Source organism: Pseudomonas sp. Marseille-QA0892, from assembly GCF_054950135.1.
On the sequence record NZ_CM143104.1, the window covers coordinates 777,415 to 794,072 of the forward strand.

17 protein-coding genes and 1 pseudogene are annotated in these 16,658 nt (G+C 59.4%); 9 read left to right on the forward strand and 9 right to left on the reverse strand.

What is annotated here, in order from left to right:
• Positions 1-128: 128 nt before the first annotated feature.
• The 3 genes from moaC to moaE are packed head-to-tail and all read left to right on the forward strand — an operon-like array spanning position 129 to position 1,296.
• Positions 129-602, forward strand: a complete 474-nt coding sequence (moaC, locus tag ACY8D3_RS03440; protein ID WP_462381641.1) for a cyclic pyranopterin monophosphate synthase MoaC — start codon at positions 129-131, stop codon at positions 600-602.
• Positions 599-847: a MoaD/ThiS family protein gene (locus ACY8D3_RS03445; protein WP_462384222.1), complete on the forward strand. Its 249-nt coding sequence runs from the start codon at positions 599-601 to the stop codon at positions 845-847. Before moaC ends, ACY8D3_RS03445 begins: the two co-directional genes overlap by 4 nt.
• Before the next feature lie 2 nt (positions 848-849).
• The gene (moaE, locus tag ACY8D3_RS03450; protein WP_462381643.1) at positions 850-1,296 is read left to right on the forward strand and encodes a molybdopterin synthase catalytic subunit MoaE; all 447 of its coding nucleotides are present in this window, start codon (positions 850-852) and stop codon (positions 1,294-1,296) included.
• A gap of 116 nt (positions 1,297-1,412) precedes the next feature.
• On the opposite strand, the gene ACY8D3_RS03455 is transcribed toward moaE, so the two are convergent.
• From ACY8D3_RS03455 to ACY8D3_RS03475, 5 genes are all read right to left on the reverse strand, one after another.
• Positions 1,413-1,580, reverse strand: coding sequence for a hypothetical protein (locus ACY8D3_RS03455; protein WP_462381645.1), 168 nt, complete (start codon positions 1,578-1,580; stop codon positions 1,413-1,415).
• A gap of 147 nt (positions 1,581-1,727) precedes the next feature.
• Positions 1,728-2,951, reverse strand: coding sequence for an acyltransferase family protein (locus ACY8D3_RS03460; protein ID WP_462384224.1), 1,224 nt, complete (start codon positions 2,949-2,951; stop codon positions 1,728-1,730).
• Positions 2,952-3,109: 158 nt separating this feature from the next.
• Positions 3,110-4,555 carry an ATP-dependent RNA helicase RhlB gene (rhlB, locus tag ACY8D3_RS03465; RefSeq protein WP_462381647.1) on the reverse strand — a complete coding sequence of 482 codons (1,446 nt, stop codon included), beginning with the start codon at positions 4,553-4,555 and terminating at the stop codon, positions 3,110-3,112.
• Between the two features lie 113 nt (positions 4,556-4,668).
• Entirely contained in the window at positions 4,669-5,604 is a 936-nt protein-coding gene (locus tag ACY8D3_RS03470; RefSeq protein ID WP_462381649.1) for a GGDEF domain-containing protein, read from the reverse strand.
• Positions 5,605-5,767: 163 nt separating this feature from the next.
• A complete protein-coding gene (locus ACY8D3_RS03475; RefSeq protein WP_462381651.1) occupies positions 5,768-6,442 on the reverse strand; it encodes an alpha/beta hydrolase in 675 nt (224 codons plus the stop codon).
• Positions 6,443-6,798: 356 nt separating this feature from the next.
• Between ACY8D3_RS03475 and ACY8D3_RS03480 the strand changes: the two genes are divergently transcribed.
• From ACY8D3_RS03480 to ACY8D3_RS03505, 6 genes and pseudogenes are all read left to right on the forward strand, one after another.
• Positions 6,799-7,827, forward strand: a complete 1,029-nt coding sequence (locus tag ACY8D3_RS03480; protein ID WP_462381653.1) for an amino acid ABC transporter substrate-binding protein — start codon at positions 6,799-6,801, stop codon at positions 7,825-7,827.
• Between the two features lie 78 nt (positions 7,828-7,905).
• On the forward strand, positions 7,906-9,084 hold the full coding sequence (locus tag ACY8D3_RS03485) for an amino acid ABC transporter permease (RefSeq protein ID WP_462381655.1): 1,179 nt from the start codon (positions 7,906-7,908) through the stop codon (positions 9,082-9,084).
• A 3-nt stretch (positions 9,085-9,087) separates the two neighbouring features.
• Positions 9,088-10,185 (forward strand): amino acid ABC transporter permease, encoded by a 1,098-nt coding sequence (locus tag ACY8D3_RS03490; RefSeq protein WP_462381657.1) that lies wholly within the window; start codon positions 9,088-9,090, stop codon positions 10,183-10,185.
• Positions 10,186-10,198: 13 nt separating this feature from the next.
• On the forward strand, positions 10,199-10,966 hold the full coding sequence (locus ACY8D3_RS03495; protein ID WP_462381658.1) for an amino acid ABC transporter ATP-binding protein: 768 nt from the start codon (positions 10,199-10,201) through the stop codon (positions 10,964-10,966).
• Between the two features lie 266 nt (positions 10,967-11,232).
• Positions 11,233-11,931 (forward strand): phosphatidylcholine synthase, encoded by a 699-nt coding sequence (gene pcsA, locus ACY8D3_RS03500; protein WP_462381660.1) that lies wholly within the window; start codon positions 11,233-11,235, stop codon positions 11,929-11,931.
• Positions 11,924-12,196: pseudogene (locus tag ACY8D3_RS03505) on the forward strand (GIY-YIG nuclease family protein); the annotation flags it as partial. The gene pcsA and the pseudogene ACY8D3_RS03505, both read left to right, overlap by 8 nt.
• A gap of 127 nt (positions 12,197-12,323) precedes the next feature.
• On the opposite strand, the gene yejK reads toward ACY8D3_RS03505, so the two are convergent.
• The 4 genes from yejK to ACY8D3_RS03525 form a co-directional block, all read right to left on the reverse strand.
• Positions 12,324-13,331, reverse strand: coding sequence for a nucleoid-associated protein YejK (gene yejK, locus ACY8D3_RS03510; RefSeq protein WP_462381662.1), 1,008 nt, complete (start codon positions 13,329-13,331; stop codon positions 12,324-12,326).
• Positions 13,332-13,398: 67 nt separating this feature from the next.
• Entirely contained in the window at positions 13,399-14,097 is a 699-nt protein-coding gene (locus ACY8D3_RS03515; RefSeq protein WP_462381664.1) for an HAD family hydrolase, read from the reverse strand.
• 129 nt (positions 14,098-14,226) lie between these two features.
• Positions 14,227-15,573 carry an APC family permease gene (locus ACY8D3_RS03520; protein ID WP_462381666.1) on the reverse strand — a complete coding sequence of 449 codons (1,347 nt, stop codon included), beginning with the start codon at positions 15,571-15,573 and terminating at the stop codon, positions 14,227-14,229.
• Between the two features lie 5 nt (positions 15,574-15,578).
• Positions 15,579-16,382: an SAM-dependent methyltransferase gene (locus ACY8D3_RS03525; protein ID WP_462381668.1), complete on the reverse strand. Its 804-nt coding sequence runs from the start codon at positions 16,380-16,382 to the stop codon at positions 15,579-15,581.
• Positions 16,383-16,658: the final 276 nt, after the last annotated feature.

Sequence of the window (16,658 nt, forward strand, 5' to 3'; positions counted from 1 at the left end):
GCGCTGCGTTCAAGAGGCCTGCCATTCATGATGGCGGGCCTTTTTTATTTAAGGGCTAGCCGGGCGGATGTGAGCGTTGCAGCCGCGCGGGCAGTCCAACAGTGGATTTCGGTTTTAAGGAGGTCGACATGCTGACTCATCTGGATGCGCAGGGGCGTGCCAATATGGTGGATGTTACGGACAAGGAAGTGACGTCCCGAGAAGCGCTGGCCTTGGCCACGGTAAGAATGCAGCCGGCCACGCTAGCGATGATTGTTGATGGCGCGCATCCAAAGGGCGATGTATTTGCCGTTGCGCGAATCGCGGGTATCCAGGCGGCAAAGAAGACCAGCGACCTCATACCGCTGTGCCATCCTTTGATGCTGACCAGCGTCAAGGTAGAGCTTCAGGCCGTGGGCGACGATACCGTGCGTATCGAGGCGCGGTGCAAGCTAGCGGGCCAGACGGGGGTAGAGATGGAAGCGCTCACAGCCGCCAGCGTCGCCGCGCTCACCATCTATGACATGTGCAAGGCGGTTGATCGGGGAATGGTCATCCAGGAGGTGCGCTTGTTGGAGAAGAAGGGTGGCAAGAGCGGGCATTACGTAGGGGAGGAGGGCTGATGGAGGTCCATTACTTTGCACGGTATCGAGAAGCGCTAGGGGTCGGCGTGGAGCAAGTCGAGTGGGATGAATCGCTACATACGCTCGAAGCACTGCGCGATCGGTTGGTAAGCCGAGGCGGGGCATGGGAGGTGTTGAACGAGCGCAATTTGATGTGCGCGGTCAATCAGGAGATGTGTAGCCTCTCCACGGCGCTGGGGCCCGATGACGAGGTCGCCTTCTTTCCTACCGTAACAGGGGGCTAATCATGAGCGTTCGTGTCCAGGAGCAATCGTTCGATCCGGGTACCGAGACGAATGCCATGCACGCGGCCAACCACGGTATTGGAGCCGTGGTCTGTTTTGTCGGCTACATGCGCGATTTCAATGCAGGGGACGACGTAACGGGGATGTACCTTGAGCACTATCCGGGGATGACCGAACGAGCCCTTGAGTCGATCGTGGACGAAGCGTACCAGCGTTGGGCACTGCTCAAGGTGCAGGTGGTTCACCGTGTGGGCGCGCTTGAGCCGGGAGACCCGATTGTCTTCGTGGGCGCGGCGAGTGCCCATCGGAAGGATGCGTTCGATGCATGTGCCTTCATCATGGACTATCTGAAGACGCGTGCACCCCTCTGGAAGAAGGAGCGGACCGCGAGCGGCAGCCGCTGGGTAGACGGTAGGGAGAGCGACCAACAAGCTGCTGGTCGCTGGTAGCGACTCGGTTTAGGAACCGCAAACCTGCTGCGCGACCGGAGCGGTCGATTGCGAGTCGCTTCGCAGGCGTGAGCCGCAGATTGTGGCGTCTTCGCTCGCTGGGCGCTCACTATCATCTAAGACGGCAACATGTACACGAGCCTGTAGAAGATCGGGCCGAACATTCCTACGATCCCCACGGCGATGAGCCCCATGGCCCATTCATGGTCGCGACAGGCAAAGCCAACGCACATTAGCAGGAAGCCGATCGGGAGAATGACCATCACCGCATGATACGGGTCCATCTTATTCCCCTCTGAGCAGTGTGGTTTAGATAAAGTCTAGACCGCCCTGCCCAGAGCGTCGAACGAGTGTGTCGAGCCGGGGGAAAGGAACGCTAAGGGTGAGTTAATCTCCGGTGGAGGCCTCTTACGAAGCCCCTCGAGGATGGATCAGGGCTGGGTCGCCGGCGGCGCGACACGCTTTGATAGCCGGGAGATCAACCACTTACGCGCGGGTACCACAAGGCGCTCCTGAAACAGGACGCTCGCCACGATGAGCAGTGCGAGGAAGATGAAATAGCCCGTTAGGGTGTTTTCCACGGCGCCTGCTGCAGCGATGCACGCATCCCATTCCGTGAAGCATGCCGCGAAATTTCCAAGCAGGAGCTTCTCGACGGTCCGGAACAGAGCCGACAGTGGCACGTGTAGCACGAAGATCGAGAGCGACGCAGCGCCAAGACGCGGCAACCAGCGCCTCAATGCTCCCGAAGCCGGTTCGCTTATCAGCGCGGTGAGGTATACCAGCATTAGCTGTGCGGGCAGCAGCAGCCCATTGTGAAGCAGGTAGTACCAGAATTTCGGCCCGTGCGTGAACAGTGCCGTGCCAATGATAAAGCTGACTGCCACATAGAAGATCATCCCTGCCCGCAGGGGCGTACCAGGCAGAGCTGAGGCCGCTTGCTGATGCCGGAAGATCGAGTAGACCAGGATTCCGGCGAGGAACTCCGGTAGTCGGAAAAGGGGGAAGCGATGGATCAGGCCTGTGAACGGGATACCATAGTCCTGATACCAGACCACGAAGAGAGGCGGGATCAGATAGAGCGCACCGACCAGGACAAGCAGTTTCCACGGATGCTGCGACGCCATCAGGCGTGGGCCCAATAGCGGGAACATCAGGTAGAAGAAAAACAGGGCCGAGATCGACCATAGCGGCGCGTTGAAAGTCAGGTAGAACGGGTTCCACGCATGCAAAAGCGTTAGCTGAAGGACGGAATTCAGCGCGAGTTCCCAGTTGCTCATGTAATGATGGAACAGTTCCGGCTGCTCGCGCGCCAACACTTCGTTGGTATCAAAGATCACGAACCGAATGCTGGCCTTGGGACCGTCTGGCGGTATCGCCAGATACTGCATTGTCAGCAGGACCCCAATAGTCAGAATCAGCGAAAACACGTGTATCGGGTAAAGGTTGGCCAGGCGTTTCAGCCAGAAGCTGGGTGCCGGCTCGCGAAGCCTGTTGTCGACAAAGTAAACGTGCGCAAGCAGGAAACCCGAGAGGACGAAGAAGGTGCTCGTCGCGAAGAAGCCCATGCTCGTAGCATCGCGGAGCCACTGCAGGCTGCCGTCGTCCGGGAAGTACATGTGTGCCGTGTGATAGACCGCTACGTACATCCCCATGAGGAATCGGAGCCATTCCAGCCCGATGAAGCGTTGTTTCTGGTTTGAGCCCACGGGCAAATGTCGTCCTGTTTCCAATGCAGGGGAATAGACCTGCAACGCGCCGCTTGGTGCCACGCGTTTTTCAGGGGCTGGAACCGCCCGCTGTGGGGCGATGCTCAGCGGGTGCGTTGGACGGGCGTCAACAATTCCGCTGGCGGCTGCTCGCAGTCGATCTTGCGACCGAGCAATTCTTCGATGGGAGGGAGAGCAAATGCATCGTCTTCACCTGCGAAGCTGATCGAGGTACCGCTGGTGCCTGCACGGCCCGTCCTTCCAATCCGGTGGACGTAATCGTCAGGGTCCTCTGGAAGCGTGAAATTGATCACATGGCTGATGCCGTCGACATGGATACCACGACCGGCGACATCGGTTGCGACCAGTACACGTATCCGGCCTTCGCGGAAACCTTCCAGGGTCTTGATGCGCTTGTGCTGCGGAACGTCGCCGGACATTTGGGCTGCGCTTACGCCGTCCTTGGTCAAGCGTTCTTCGATGCGGCGTACTTCGTCACGCCGGTTCGCGAACACCATGACGCGCTCCCAGTTGTTCTGGGTGATCAGGTTATAGAGCAGTGTGTATTTTTCGCGGTCCGAAACCGCATAGACGTGCTGCGTAACTGTATCGCTCGCGACATTCTCCGGCTCGATCTCTACTATCGCCGGATCCACGGTCCACTGCTTCGCCAGGTTCATGACGTCTTCGGTGAAGGTTGCAGAGAAGAGCAGTGTCTGGCGTTCGCCCTTGCGCGGAGTCTGCCGGATAATCTGCCGCACCTGTGGAATGAAGCCCATGTCGAGCATTCTGTCCGCTTCGTCCAGTACCATGACCTCGACCATATCGAGGTGGACTTCGCCGCGTTGGTTGAAATCCAGCAACCGGCCGGGCGTAGCGACCAGGATGTCGCAGTAGCGGGATTCAAGTTGCTTGAGCTGTTTGTCGAAGTCCATCCCACCGACGAAGCTCATGACGTTCAGTCCGCTGTAGCGAGTGAGCGCTTCGGCATCCCTGGCGATCTGAACCACCAGCTCGCGCGTAGGCGCGATGATGAGTGCGCGGGGCTCGCCCATGTAGCGCTCGTCCGGGACGGGCGTTTCGAGCAGCTGGGTAATGGTGGATATGAGGAAGGCGGCGGTTTTGCCTGTCCCAGTCTGAGCGCGACCGATCGCATCACGCCCTTTGAGCGTATAGCCCAACACCTGAGCCTGGATTGGCGTGCAGTAGGGGAAACCGAGGTCATGAATGGCATGCATGAGTCGGTCGTCGAGGTTGAAGTCATGGAAGCGCGTCTTGCCTTCCTGGGGCTCCACAACGAAATCTGCGATGGACCAAGTGTTGACTGGAAGTGGGGCAGGGCGCTTGGCGCGTGGTGTTCGGGCCCTGGGCGTGCTCGATGCTTGCTCTTGGGCTTCTGGGGAGACAGGCGCTGAGTGCCGAGCTGCTTCACCGCTTTGGCTTGGCGGCGTTACGTCGAGGTCCGCAGCGGTGTGCGGCGTCGCAGGATTGGAAGGCTCGCCCACGACGGCGCTGTCCTTGCCAAACATTTTCTTGAGTGCTTTGAGCACGGGATTCTCATCATTGGAATAGGGTCATTGATATCCGCCAGTGTAAAGCAAGAACCACGCCCGGCGAAGCGCCCACACGTGCTTGCGACCAAATGAGCTTTACCCAATGATGTTCAGCCGCAGAGACAGTTGCGGCCTTCCTGCTTGGCTTGGTAAAGCGCGCTGTCGGCGCGAGCAATCAGTGTTTCAAGCTTGTCCTTGGGGCGCATCTGGGCGACGCCTATCGAGATCGTGACGCCAGGTAGCGCGCCCAGGGGAGAATAGAAAATGTCGGCCCGCTCCAGGCTTCGGCGAAGCCGTTCGCCAATATCGCGCGTCTCCGCGAGCGTAAGATCCGGAAGAAGAATGATGAATTCCTCGCCACCATAACGCGCCATGCTGTCCTTGGGGCGGAGCTGGCCGCGTAACGTATTGGCGACCATGGCCAGTGCGTAGTCTCCGGCGAGATGGCCATGCGTATCGTTGTAGGCCTTGAAGTGATCCACGTCGAGCATGAGCATGCAAAGCGGAGAGCCATCGAAGGCGCAGCGGGTGCTTTCTCGTTCGTAGACATGACGCAGCCAACGCCGGTTTGGAAGCCCCGTAAGGCTGTCGATGTTGGCGGTCTGTTCCACGTCTTGAATGATGCGGTTGCCCTGACGAACCCGTTCGCACAAAAGTGCGAGCAGGTTGCGTGTCAAGGCAGGCGACTGGTCCAAGAGCCTCAGAAGACGCTCGCGGTGGAGGCGAAGTGCGACGGAGGCTTCAGAAGCAACGACAAACGCGCTAGGGTTTTCATCATCGATGAAGCTGATTTCACCCGCGCATTCACCGGGTCGGATGACGTTGACGGTCGGATTGTGGATATCACCAAGCCGTACCTCAAGTTGGCCATCCACAACCAGATAGAGGTAGTCATTCCGACTGGTCGGTGCTAGTAGCACCTCGCCGCGCTCAAACTCCCACGCAGACGCCTCATCGAGAAGCCGGTTGAGATCGTGCAGCTCAACATTTTTGAAAAGGCGCATGCGACGCAGGAAATGGATATCGCGCCATTCCTTCGTTTTCATGACTTCCTGTCTCCCCGTCGTGGGGCATGCATGACTGCGGCCATCTGGACGTCCCGGCGCTGCGATGGGTTATGGACCGAGCTGCTCTGACAAAGTGCCCGACCTGCCGACGGTCGGCGCTGTTGGGCGTCCCGGACGGCTCGGTGAGCCGTCTCGATACCGCTTAGGCAAGCTCCTGATTGGCCAGGCGCTCTCGTAGCCAGGCATCAACGGTATCGACCTCGACCAGCGTGACTTCATGGTCCATGTCGAACGCGTGCCATGTAACAGCTATACCCTGGCTTTCAAGGCAGTCATGTGCCAGGCGTCCAAAGGGCAGGGTGACGACATTGTCTTTCGTGCCGTGAGCGAACAATGCGGGCGTTTGGCGGCAGGCAGACAGGATCGGTTCGCTGCTATTCAGCGTCGGGCCATAGGTCGATAGGGCGATAGCGCCACCGATGGCGTAGGGCAGGGAACGGTACGCGGTGTGCAATACGACTGCGCCACCTTGTGAAAAGCCGGCAAGCACGATTCGGTTTTTTGCAATGCCCGCCTCGGCCTGAGCATCTATCAGTGCACGAATTGAGTGCGCGGACACCTCGATATCCGACTCGCTAATGTCGCGAGCGGTGGGACGCATCGCAAGGATGTCGTACCAGCTCGGCATGGCAATGCCGCCGTTGACAGTCACCGGCTTGGTCGGCGCCTGGGGAAAGACGAACCGGATCGTAGGCTGACGCTGCTGGAGCAGACGGCCTACAGGCTCGAAGTCGTAACGGTTGGCGCCGAGGCCGTGCAACCAAATGACGCACGCATCGGCAGTAGAAACAGGCTCAAGGATAAGGGGGTCGGTCATCGGTGCTCCTTTTTAGTGCTGCAATGGCCAAATTGGGGCGGTGTATTCGTCGGGCGGTGCCGGTTTACTGAACATAGTGTCGCAACGATGGAACTTTCATGCTTGACCCTATCGTTCGAGAGCCCTGATGGCACTCTGGTACGCCGCTTGCAATACCTGCTGCGTACTATCGCTCCAGCCAGCACGGTAACACCGTGTGGGACTGGGACGCACTGGTGACGCCCTGGCCTTATCGACTTCGTCCGGACCTCATCGGAACGAATCACGTGAACAGCCAAGGATGCAGCTGTACCCGTGGCGGGTGGAGGGCATTCATCCGACCGGACCCACACTAAGAAGAGCAACTGGAGGTTTTGATGAAGATGGTTAAGTCCACACTGGCGGCCCTGACCGCTGCTGGCGTGCTCGGCCTCGCCGGCACTGCACATGCGGGTGTCACCCTGGATGCTGTTAAGAAGAAAGGCTTCGTTCAGTGCGGTATCAGTGACGGTCTGCCGGGCTTCTCCTACGCCGAAGCAGGTGGCGCGTACAAAGGTCTGGACGTGGACGTTTGCCGGGCGGTCGCAGCAGCCGTATTCGGCGATGCCACCAAGGTCCGCTATTCGCCGCTGACGGCCAAGGAGCGCTTCACTGCCCTTCAGTCCGGCGAAATCGACATGCTGTCCCGTAATACGACCTGGACCAGCTCCCGCGATGCGGGTATGGGCATGAACTTTACCGGCGTTACCTACTACGACGGCGTGGGCTTCCTGGTGAACAAGGACCTGGGCGTCTCAAGCGCGAAGGAACTCGACGGCGCGACGATCTGCATCCAGGCCGGCACCACGACCGAGCTTAACGTCTCCGATTACTTCCGCGCCAATGGGCTGAAGTTCACCCCGATCACCTACGACCGCTCCGACGAAAGCGCCAAATCGCTCGAGGCCGGCCGTTGCGACGTACTGACGTCGGATCAGTCTCAGCTGTATGCACAGCGCATCAAGCTCGCACAGCCTGATCAATATGTCGTACTGCCGGAAGTCATCTCCAAGGAGCCGCTTGGCCCATCCGTTCGTCGCGGTGATGATGAATGGTTCGCCATTGTGAAGTGGTCACTGTTCGCCATGATCAATGCCGAAGAGCTGGGTCTGACTGCGGCGAATGTCGAGGAGCAGGCCAAGTCCTCCAAGAACCCGGACGTCGCGCGTCTGCTGGGCTCCGAAGGCAGCTTCGGCAACGATCTCAAGCTGCCCAAGGACTGGGCTGTTCAGATCGTCAAGCAGGTAGGTAACTACGGCGAATCGTTCGAGCGCAACGTGGGTCAGGGCAGTGAGCTCAAGATCAAGCGCGGCATGAATGCACTGTGGAATAACGGCGGCATCCTGTACGCGCCTCCGGTGCGCTGATCTGTCGTCGCCGTTGCCGGCGGGAGCATCGCTCCTGGTCGGCAACGGCGTTTTGTTTAGCCTTCACCGGAAAGCATCATGGCAAAGCCAGTCGGGGCATCGCGCTCCTCGTTTATCAACGATCCGCGCACACGAGCATGGGCGTTTCAGATCATCGCCATCCTGGCGGTGGTCGCATTGGGCTGGTATCTCTTCCAGAACACGCAAACCAACCTCCAGAATCGGGGCATTACCTCCGGTTTCGGCTTTCTGAACAACAGTGCGGGCTTTGGCGTCAGCCAGAGTCTCATCGACTATTCTGAAGCGAACACCTACGGAAGGCTGTTTTTCGTCGGCCTCCTGAATACGTTGTTGGTGTCGGCGCTAGGGATCATCATTGCTACGGTCCTTGGCTTCATCATTGGTGTGGCGCGGCTATCGCCGAACTGGCTGATCCGCAAGATGGCTTCGGTATACATCGAAGTCTTCCGAAATATCCCGCCGCTGCTGCAGATCTTCTTCTGGTATTTCGCGGTGCTGCGACTGGTGCCAAATCCGCGCCAGAGTCTCAGCTTCATGGACACACTGTTCCTCAACAACCGTGGCCTCTATGTTCCCGCACCACAAGCAGCGGAAGGCATCACGCCGTTTATCGTCGCGTTGATCATCGCGCTGGTGGGGAGCATTGCAGTGTGGCGCTGGGCTCGGATACGGCGCCACGAGACCGGCGAGCGGTTTCCCGTGTTGCTCACTATCCTCGCGTTGTTCGTTGCGCTGCCAGGGTTGGCCTCAGTGATTTTCGGAACACCCTTCCATTGGGAAGTACCGGAGCTCAGGGGCTTCAACTTCAACGGTGGCTGGGTTGTCATTCCAGAGCTGTTCGCACTGCTGGTCGCGCTCTCGGTGTATACCGCCGCGTTCATCGCCGAAACGGTGCGCTCCGGCATCCAGTCCGTCAGCCATGGCCAGACCGAGGCGGCCAGCTCGCTCGGCCTTCCAGCGGGCAAGACGCTGCGTCTGGTGATCATTCCCCAAGCCATGCGGGTGATCATTCCTCCGCTGACCAGCCAGTACCTCAATCTCACCAAGAACTCGTCGCTGGCGGCCGGTATCGGCTACCCGGACATGGTGGCGCTGTTCGCCGGTACGGTGCTCAACCAGACCGGCCAGGCCATTGAAACGATTGCCATCACGATGTCGGTGTATCTGACCATCAGCCTCACCATTTCGCTGCTGATGAACATCTATAACAAGCGGATGGCGCTGGCGGAGCGATAGGACATGACCACACATACATTCAAACCGGACCTGCCGCCGCCCAGCCAGACCGTGGGCGCATGGCCTTGGATGCGGGCGAATCTCTTTTCGAGCCCCATCAACACAGTTCTCACGCTGTTTGCGGCGTATCTGATCTGGCTGTTGGTTCCGCCGCTTCTGAACTGGGCGTTCTTCAGCGCGACATTCGTCGGTACGACGCGCGCGGATTGCGCCCCGGACGGTGCGTGCTGGGTGTTCATCAAGGAGCGTTTCGGCCAGTTCATGTACGGGTTCTACCCGACTGAGGAGCGCTGGCGCGTAAACCTGACGCTCATTCTGGCCGTCGTCGGTGCAGCGCCCGTGTTCTTTAAGGCTATGCCGCGGCGGGCCTTCTACGGGATTGGCTTCCTGATCGTATATCCGGTCGTTGCGTGGGTACTGCTCTACGGCGGCATGTTCGGGCTGGTCGAAGTGCCTACCGCACGCTGGGGCGGCCTCACTCTGACGCTGGTGATCGCGGCGGCGGGTATCGCTGGCGCACTGCCGCTCGGGATTCTGCTGGCACTGGGGCGGCGCTCGCACATGCCGGCCGTGCGGGTGCTGTGCGTAACCTTCATCGAGTTCTGGCGGGGCGTTCCGCTCATCACCGTGCTGTTTATGTCTTCAGTGATGTTGCCCCTGTTTCTGCCGGAAGGTATGAGCTTCGATAAGCTTCTTCGTGCATTGATTGGCGTGATTCTGTTCCAGTCAGCCTACATTGCCGAGGTGGTGCGTGGCGGTTTGCAGGCGATCCCCAAGGGGCAGTACGAAGCGGCGGGCGCGATGGGGTTGGGCTACTGGCGCATGATGGGGCTGGTGATTCTGCCTCAGGCGCTAAAGCTCGTTATCCCCGGCATCGTCAATACCTTCATCGCACTGTTCAAGGATACGAGCCTGGTCATCATCATCGGGCTGTTCGACCTGCTCAACAGCCTGCATCAGGCGACGGTCGATCCGGCGTGGCTGGGTATGTCCACCGAAGGCTATGTGTTCGGTGCGCTGATCTATTTCATCTTCTGCTTTGGCATGTCCCAGTACAGCCAACGTCTCGAACGCCGGCTCGACACCGGTCATCGCCGCTAAGGAGCGAAGCAACATGAGTGAGAACGCCAAGCGCCTGGAAATCGGCGACAAGACCATGATCCGCATGACGGACGTGAACAAGTGGTACGGCCAGTTTCACGTGCTCAAGGACATCAACCTGAACGTCAGGCAGGGTGAGCGAATCGTCCTGTGCGGCCCATCCGGTTCGGGCAAGTCGACGACGATCCGTTGCATCAATCGACTGGAAGAGCATCAGAAGGGCAGCATCATTGTTGATGACGTCGAGCTGACCGAAAACCTGAAGGACATCGAAACCGTGCGCCGTGAGGTTGGAATGGTGTTCCAGCACTTCAATCTTTTTCCGCATCTCACCGTTTTGCAGAACTGCACGCTCGCACCGATGTGGGTCCGCAAGATGCCCCGGAAGGAGGCAGAGGAAATCGCGATGCATTACCTGCAGCGCGTTCGCATCCCCGAACAGGCCAATAAGTTTCCCGGTCAGCTCTCGGGTGGGCAGCAACAGCGCGTAGCGATTGCCCGTGCGTTGTGCATGAAGCCCAAGATCATGCTGTTCGATGAGCCGACCTCGGCACTCGATCCGGAGATGGTGAAAGAAGTGCTCGACACCATGATCGGTCTCGCAGAGGACGGCATGACGATGCTGTGTGTGACCCACGAAATGGGCTTTGCCCGGACCGTAGCCAACCGCGTCATCTTTATGGACAAGGGTGAAATCGTCGAACAGGCTGAGCCGAACCAGTTCTTTGACAACCCGCAGAACGAGCGGACCAAGCTGTTCCTGGGACAGATACTGCACTGACCCACCAAGTCTGCTGCGCTGAGAAAGGGCCTTTCGAGGCCCTTTTTCTATGCATTATTCGAGCATATGACGTGTTTCAGCTCGTCAGGTGGGCTCGAACGAGGCCGGATTGTCATGGTCTACTGCGCAATTGGCAGACGTGAGGTGATGCGCCTACGTGTGCTCAAGCAAACATTTTTCGTTACAGGCATGGCTTGCGTGTGGCGAGGAAGGAATAATCCGCAGTTCCAAACAATGTCGAGATTCTGTTAGTGGCCGAGTACCTGATGTTCGATAAAGCCAAGGCCTGGAGCGCTCATGCCATCACCATCACGGGGGTGATCTTCGGGTTGCTTTCCATGCTTGCGCTCGTGCAGGGGCAACCACAAGCATGCCTGCTCTGGCTTGGCGCTGCGCTGATCGTGGACGGGCTCGACGGGACACTGGCGCGCAAGTTCCAAGTGAAGGTGGTGCTGCCTCACTTCGATGGCGTCATCCTCGACTCTGTGATCGACTACCTGAGCTACGTGTTCATTCCTGCACTCTTCATCTACCAATACATCGAGATGCCGCCAGCGCTTTCGCTCGTCGCGGTCGGACTGATTCTCGTGTCGTCGCTGTATTGCTTCTGCAATGTGAACATGAAGAGCAAGGACAACTACTTCGTCGGTTTTCCGGCCGCCTGGAACGTTGTTGCCCTCTATCTCTACCTGTTGGACATGAGCGCGACGGTCAACCTTGTTGTCGTGATCGTGTTGGCTGCACTGACGCTGACGCGTATGAAGTTCCTCCATCCCTTCCGAGTTCGCGAGTTCATGCCGTTGAACATCGCGGCCACCGCTATCTGGCTTCTCAGCAGCGCGCTGTTGATCTGGCAGCATCCGGATCACTCCGCATGGGCAACCGTTCTCTGGTGGCTGTCGGGCGTCTATTTCGTCGGGGTCTGCGTCTGGCGCACTGCGCGTGGACAGATGTCGGGTGCCTGAAGGCGCTCCATCCACTGCGGCAGTCGTGGATAAACCCTGGTATGTCTATCTGGTCAGGGCGTTGAATGGCGCCCTGTACTGCGGGATCAGTGATGACCCTCATAAACGCTTCGCCCGCCATCGGGCCGGCAAAGGCGCACGCTTCTTCCGGTCAAGCCCGGCTGTTGCGCTGGTGTATATCGAGCCGCTTGCAAATAAGTCAGACGCTTTGCGGCGCGAGCGAGCGATCAAGCGACTGAGCAAACCGCGCAAGGAAGCGATGGTGCATCAGTGGGTTACAGCGGAGCCATTGGCCCATTCGACGAATGCGCTGTCACTTGGTGGCACCGATTCAACCGTCGAGATGCCACCGAGCGAGGCACAAGCGTTGCCCCGCTCGGCTGAACCTGACGCTAGTCCTGCCGTCGCTTGAGCTGATCCTTCAGCTGCGTGGGCACTTGACGGATGATGAGCACATCCTGCTGCTCGTCATACTCGATCTTGGATCCCAACAGATGCGCCTCGAAACTGATCGATAACCCTTCGGCACGACCTGTGAAACGGCGGAACTGATTTAGCGTTCGTTTATCCGGGGGAATTTCAGGCGCAAGGCCGTAGTCCTTGTTCCGGATGTGGTCGTAAAAAGCCTTCGGCCGTTCCTCATCCAACAAGCTGGACAGTTCGTCGAGTGTCATTGGCTCGCCCAGTCGGGCCTGGGTGCTGGCGTAATCCACCAGCGTATCGGTCTTCGCCTTGGCCTGGGTCTCAGGCATGTCTTCGCTCTCAACGAAATCGCTGAAGGCCTTTAGCAGTGTTCTCGTTTCGCTTGGCGCGTCGACGCCTTCCTGGCAGCCGATGAAATCGCGGAAGTAGTCCGAGACTTTCTTTCCGCCTTTGCCCTTGATGAACGAAATGTACTGGCGCGACTGCTTGTTGTTCTGCCATTCCGACAGATTGATACGCGCGGCAAGGTGCAGCTGGCTCAGGTCCAGGTGTTTGGCAGGCGTCACGTCCAGGCTGTCCGTTACGGCAACGCCTTCGCTGTGGTGTAGCAGGGCAATGGCAAGATAGTCAGTCATGCCCTGTTGGTAATGCGCGAACAGTACGTGGCCACCTGTGGAGAGGTTGGATTCCTCCATGAGCTTCTGCAAATGCTCGACAGCCTGGCGTGTGAACGGAGCGAAGGGCTGTTCATCTTCCAGGTAAGCCTTGAGCCAACCGCTAAATGGGTAGGCGCCGGATTCCTCATGGAAGAGGCCCCAGGCTTTCCCCTGTTTGGCGTTGTAGCTGTCGTTCAGGTCAGCCAGCAGATTTTCGATGGCTTTGGATTCGGCGAGTTCGGAGTCGCGCGCGTGCAGGACGGCGGGGGAGCCGTCCGGCTTTTTCTCGATCAGATGAACGATGCAATGTCGGATGGGCATAGTGTGTCCCGGCGTGAGGGCAAAGCTCGAAATTCTACCCGAGACCGTCCGACTCCGCAGGGCTCGATCAGTCGCGCCGTTTGGGCGGCGTCTCCTGAAGCATGTGGACGATACCAGCGAGCTCGCGCATGTCGTCGAACACCCGTTCCACACCCAGCTGAAGCAACGTTTCACCGTGTTCGCTCGGGATATGGCTGGCACCAAGGAAGCCCACTACGCGCATGCCTGCCGTCAGCGCCGCCGTCACGCCCGTGGCACTGTCTTCGACTGCAAGGCACCGCTCGGGCGGAACACCGGCCGCTTTGGCGGCGGCCAGGTACACGTCGGGCGCCGGCTTGGGGCGTTCGACCTTGTCCGCACTGAAGATTCCGATGTCGACCCGCTCTGCGAGCTTGCAGCGGTCTAGGGCAAATTCCACGGCATCCAGACGGCTATTGGATGCAACCGCCAAAGGCAGGTCGATGGACATCAATGCATCACGGACGTAGGGGATGACCTCTACCTGGCTACGAATCTGTGCTTCGGTGCGCGCCCGCATATCGGTGTAGAAGGAAGGCGGGAGCTGGACGCCGAAATGCGCCTCGACCCGGGCGAGAATGTCTCGACTCTGAAGGCCGAAAGTGCCAGCGAGCACGCGTTCCAGCTCATCGGCTGGAAAGCGCTCTGCAAGGGTGTCGTGGACGTTGCGCTCGGCGATGATTTCACTGTCGATCAGCACGCCATCGCAGTCGCAGACGAGCAGATCGATGTATCGGGGCCTGTTCATTCAACCTCTGAAGCTATGGGCAAAGCGAATTGGATGGCCCGTGGCGTCCAAAGATTCAACGGGCCGGGCCTGAACAGTGTAGACCTGTGCCGTGACAGTTCGCCCGCCGTCTCTCCGGCACGAGCGCGTTCAGACATCGCTCGCGACCGCAACTGGCGCCTTTCGCATAAGCAGCAGCGGCAGGCCTGCCGCCAATACGACAAGGCCCAGCAACGCTCCCATTCCGGCATACACCGTGCTCGAACAGAACAGAGCAAAGCAAACGGCTGCGAACAGCAGTGGTAGCCACGGGAAAAGCGGCACGCTGAAGGGCCGCTTGCGCCCGCGATCGATGCGGCGAAGACGCATGAGGGACAGTGTCACCATCAGCATGAAGAACCAGAACACTGGGGCTGTGTAGGCGACCATGCTATGCACACTGTCTTCACTGAGTGCGCCGAACAGTACCAGGATCAATGTAATGCCGCCCTGCACGAGCAGGGCGCGGACGGGCGTCGAACCTCGGTCGTTCCATTCGCCTAGCATGCTGAGCTGCGGCACGTCCCGGCCAAGCGCGTAATACACGCGCGCGCCAGTCAGGATCGTGGCGTTCAGGGTGCTCAGCGCCGCAAGGCAGATCACGCCGCTGAGGGCAACCGAGGCCCAGGGGCCTGCGATCACATGCATGAGTTCGGCACCGACTGCCGTGGAGTTGCGCAGGCCTTCCAGTCCGAATATCTGAAGGAAGGCAAGATTCGACAGCAGGTAGAGCACGGTTACCACGAGTGTTCCGCCGATCAGTACGCGGACGACGTTGCGGCCGGGATCCTTGAGCTCGCCCGTCAGATAGGCAGCCTCATTCCAGCCACCGTAGGTAAGCAGTACGAAGACCATGCCCATGCCAAGCATCCCGAGCGTTGCGCCCGAGGGCTCCGTCGCCTGCGCAACGACGGGCTCTTCGCCGAACGCGATACCCGCGATCGCCAACCCCGTAAGGGTCGTGACGACCATCAGGCTGAGCACCACCTGGAGTCGTTTGGATTCGCGAGTGCCGAGGACATTGAGGGCGGTCAGCGCAACGACCGAGAACAGCGCATGCCAATTGGCACCATAGGCGCCCAGGGGAAGGAGCTGTTGGGCGTATTCGCCATAGATGAAGGCGACCACTGCGATTGCTCCGGTCTGGATGACCGTCCCGCGTGCCCACGCGAACAGCAACGCGAGGCGGCCTCCCCAGGCGCGTTGCAGATAGTGGTATTCGCCGCCTTCATGGGGGTAGCTTGCGCCTAGCTCGGCGTAGCAAAGCGCACCGACCAGCATCAGCAGGCCGCCTGCCAGCCACAGGCCTAGGTAAGCCAACGGCGTATCGGCGTGCTGCGCCACCATGGGTGGGAACCCGAATATGCCGATGCCCACCACGATTCCTACCACCACGGCGATGCCATCGGTAACCGAGAGTCCCTCGCGTGGATGCTTCAGCTGTGCCGGTGCGTTCATAAGGGTCAGCTCCGCGTGGCGCTCCAGTTTTCGACCGAGCCGTCTTCGCTTACGGCCGTGATGGAGTCGCCCTCGACGGTGCCTACGAAGACACGATCGCCCACGTTCAGCCGAACACGCTCACCGTCGAGTCGGCCCTCGACATTGGCAGGTTGCCCGGCCACGTTTGCCTTGCCCTGTACTTTCTGAAAGGTCTGATCCAGCTCCAGCGTGAAGCTTTCGTTACCGGCATTGACCTGCCACTGACCGTCGACCTTCGCGGGAACGATCCACAGGTAGATGTAGCGCCCATCAACTACCGCGGTCTGGTCTGCCTCCCAATCCTCCATGCTGAATGCATGGGAGACCACACGGGTGCCGGGCTCCATTTCGTTCAGGATCACCGGCCGCAGTTGCATGTTGACGCGTGGCAACAGGTACATCGTCAGCACATTGGCATCCGAGATGTCCTTCTTGAACAGATCGCCTTGTTCGAAAGTCACCTTGTCGGTGACCCCGGCTTTCTGCGCGTTGGCCTGTGCTTCTTCGATACGCTCGGGATTGAGATCGACTCCCAGGGCGGATTTCGCACCCCGGTCCTTCACCGCCGCGATTGCGATGCGGCCATCACCTGAGCCGAGGTCAACGACATGATCGTTCTGCTGTACGTCGGCCATTTCGAGCATACGCGTGACGACGGCTTCCGGGGTTGGCACATAAGGCACATCGAGACGGGGGGCTGTCTGGGCTGTTGCCGAGGCAGGTAGCCAGGCTGCGAGGAAGAGGGCGGGAATGAGGCTGTATCGGATAGCGGTAGCGGCGGTGAACATAGTCAGGGGCTCCAGGAGACGTGTTCGGGGCCTATACGGCAGGCGCTCAGAAAGCGGACCCATGCTTCGGTGAAACGGTTCGCCTCGTCCATAAGCCTCGGCGGGCGCGCTTCGACTCAAAACCGCTCTGGTGCAGGGTTTCCGGGCCTGGAAGGGGTATGGCACGTGTGTAACGTCATGTATCGCCAGCACGGCTATCGGCCGGTGTGCTGCCGAGCGGTGGCATGCCCGCATCACGCGAGTACAATGCGACGTCTTATTACCTGTCGGCGGTGC

What these genes read in the sequence shown, in the direction of transcription:
- moaE (WP_462381643.1), top strand. Translation starts at nt 850, where the DNA reads ATGAGCGTTCGTGTCCAGGAGCAATCGTTCGATCCGGGTACCGAGACG.
- ACY8D3_RS03520 (WP_462381666.1), bottom strand. Translation starts at nt 15,573, where the DNA reads ATGAACGCACCGGCACAGCTGAAGCATCCACGCGAGGGACTCTCGGTT.
- ACY8D3_RS03525 (WP_462381668.1), bottom strand. Translation starts at nt 16,382, where the DNA reads ATGTTCACCGCCGCTACCGCTATCCGATACAGCCTCATTCCCGCCCTC.
- moaC (WP_462381641.1), top strand. Translation starts at nt 129, where the DNA reads ATGCTGACTCATCTGGATGCGCAGGGGCGTGCCAATATGGTGGATGTT.
- ACY8D3_RS03490 (WP_462381657.1), top strand. Translation starts at nt 9,088, where the DNA reads ATGACCACACATACATTCAAACCGGACCTGCCGCCGCCCAGCCAGACC.
- ACY8D3_RS03480 (WP_462381653.1), top strand. Translation starts at nt 6,799, where the DNA reads ATGAAGATGGTTAAGTCCACACTGGCGGCCCTGACCGCTGCTGGCGTG.
- yejK (WP_462381662.1), bottom strand. Translation starts at nt 13,331, where the DNA reads ATGCCCATCCGACATTGCATCGTTCATCTGATCGAGAAAAAGCCGGAC.
- ACY8D3_RS03460 (WP_462384224.1), bottom strand. Translation starts at nt 2,951, where the DNA reads ATGGGGATGTACGTAGCGGTCTATCACACGGCACACATGTACTTCCCG.
- ACY8D3_RS03495 (WP_462381658.1), top strand. Translation starts at nt 10,199, where the DNA reads ATGAGTGAGAACGCCAAGCGCCTGGAAATCGGCGACAAGACCATGATC.
- ACY8D3_RS03485 (WP_462381655.1), top strand. Translation starts at nt 7,906, where the DNA reads ATGGCAAAGCCAGTCGGGGCATCGCGCTCCTCGTTTATCAACGATCCG.
- ACY8D3_RS03515 (WP_462381664.1), bottom strand. Translation starts at nt 14,097, where the DNA reads ATGAACAGGCCCCGATACATCGATCTGCTCGTCTGCGACTGCGATGGC.
- pcsA (WP_462381660.1), top strand. Translation starts at nt 11,233, where the DNA reads ATGTTCGATAAAGCCAAGGCCTGGAGCGCTCATGCCATCACCATCACG.
- ACY8D3_RS03455 (WP_462381645.1), bottom strand. Translation starts at nt 1,580, where the DNA reads ATGGACCCGTATCATGCGGTGATGGTCATTCTCCCGATCGGCTTCCTG.
- ACY8D3_RS03475 (WP_462381651.1), bottom strand. Translation starts at nt 6,442, where the DNA reads ATGACCGACCCCCTTATCCTTGAGCCTGTTTCTACTGCCGATGCGTGC.
- ACY8D3_RS03470 (WP_462381649.1), bottom strand. Translation starts at nt 5,604, where the DNA reads ATGAAAACGAAGGAATGGCGCGATATCCATTTCCTGCGTCGCATGCGC.